Source organism: Kitasatospora sp. NPDC056531 (genome assembly GCF_042794375.1).
Taxonomy (GTDB): domain Bacteria; phylum Actinomycetota; class Actinomycetes; order Streptomycetales; family Streptomycetaceae; genus Kitasatospora.
The window spans coordinates 1-1159 of sequence record NZ_JBHTTU010000389.1 but is presented as its reverse complement, the minus strand read 5'-3'; the positions used below and the strand labels follow the sequence as shown (position 1 = coordinate 1159).

Annotated in this window: 2 protein-coding genes and 1 pseudogene; 2 read left to right on the top strand and 1 reads right to left on the bottom strand. The window is 71.6% G+C overall.

The window, feature by feature from the left end; translation table 11 throughout:
* Nucleotides 1–209 (top strand): annotated as a pseudogene (locus tag ACFQ87_RS46685) (penicillin-binding protein); the annotation flags it as partial.
* Between the two features lie 169 nt (nucleotides 210–378).
* The gene (locus ACFQ87_RS46680) at nucleotides 379–888 is read left to right on the top strand and encodes a DUF2199 domain-containing protein (RefSeq protein ID WP_380617125.1); all 510 of its coding nucleotides are present in this window, start codon (nucleotides 379–381) and stop codon (nucleotides 886–888) included.
* A gap of 4 nt (nucleotides 889–892) precedes the next feature.
* On the opposite strand, the gene ACFQ87_RS46675 is transcribed toward ACFQ87_RS46680, so the two are convergent.
* Nucleotides 893–1159 (bottom strand): HAD-IA family hydrolase (locus ACFQ87_RS46675; RefSeq protein WP_380617124.1); only part of this gene is annotated, 267 nt, incomplete at its 5' end.

The following is a 1159-nucleotide window of genomic DNA, read 5'->3' as shown; positions in this document are numbered from 1 at the left end:
CCCGTGCCCCGATGTCCGGGCTGAGCGGCCAGATCGGCGCCAAGACCGGCACCGTGGAGGCGGGTTCCGGCCAGGCCACCAACAGCTGGTTCATCGCCTACCGCAACGACCTCGCCGTCGCGGCCGAGGTCGAGGGCGGCGGCCACGGCAACAGCGCGGCCGGTGTGGCGGCGGCCCAGGTGCTGAAGGCGGGCGGCGGCAAGGACTGACGGAGGGTCTCCCCCGGCGGCGGTCCCGAGGTCAGGGACCGCCGCCGGCAGCGGCGGCCCGGCGGCAGACCGCCGCGCCCCTGTGTTGCCGTGCCGGACAGGCCGAACCCGCATCCCCCCAGGTCAGCGGGAGAACTCACTGCCAGTGGCACGACGTACGCTGACCCCCATGTCTGACGATCCTGGCTACACCTGCACCTGCTGCGGCGACCAGCACGACGAACTGCCGCTCAACTTCTCGACCGTGGCCCCCGACGTCTGGGACCCGTCCTTCGAGGACGACCCGGACAGCATGCTCTCCGCCGACCAGTGCGTCATCAAGGGCGAGCACTTCTTCGTCAAGGGCCTGATCGAGATACCCGTGATCGGCAGCGCGGACGTCTTCTCCTGGGGCGTGTGGGTCTCGCTGAGCAAGGCCAACTTCGCCCGCACCGTGGACCTCTGGGAAAGTGCGGGCCGCGAGGCCGAGCCGCCGTACTTCGGCTGGTTGACCACCGAGCTGCCGGTCTACTCGCCGAGCACCGTCAACCTGAAGACCAACGCCCACACTCGGCCGGTCGGGCAGCGACCGTTCATCGAGCTGGAGCCCACGGACCACCCGCTCGCCGTCGAACAGCGCGAGGGGATCAGCCAGGACCGCGTCCGCGAGATCGTCAGGGCCGTGCTGCATCCCCAGTGACCGCCTACGCCTTCCCCCCGGCCGCCGGGCCGCCGAGGTCCAGGCCGAGCAGGCGTGCCAGGCGTCCCGCCGTTCCGGGCAGACCGTCCGCCAGCAGGGTGGTGATGCCGAGTTCGGCCGCCGGGAGCAGGTTCGCCGGCTGGTCGTCGACGAACACGCAGGAGGTGGCGGGCAGGCCCATCCGGTCCAGGACCGTGCGGTAGATCGCCGGGTCCGGCTTGGCGATGCCCTCGCGCTCGGAGACCACCGCGACGTCGAACCGCTCCCAGAC

Bases quoted from the DNA above. Each gene is read 5' to 3' on its own strand.
- ACFQ87_RS46680 (WP_380617125.1), top strand. From the start codon at position 379: ATGTCTGACGATCCTGGCTACACCTGCACCTGCTGCGGCGACCAGCAC.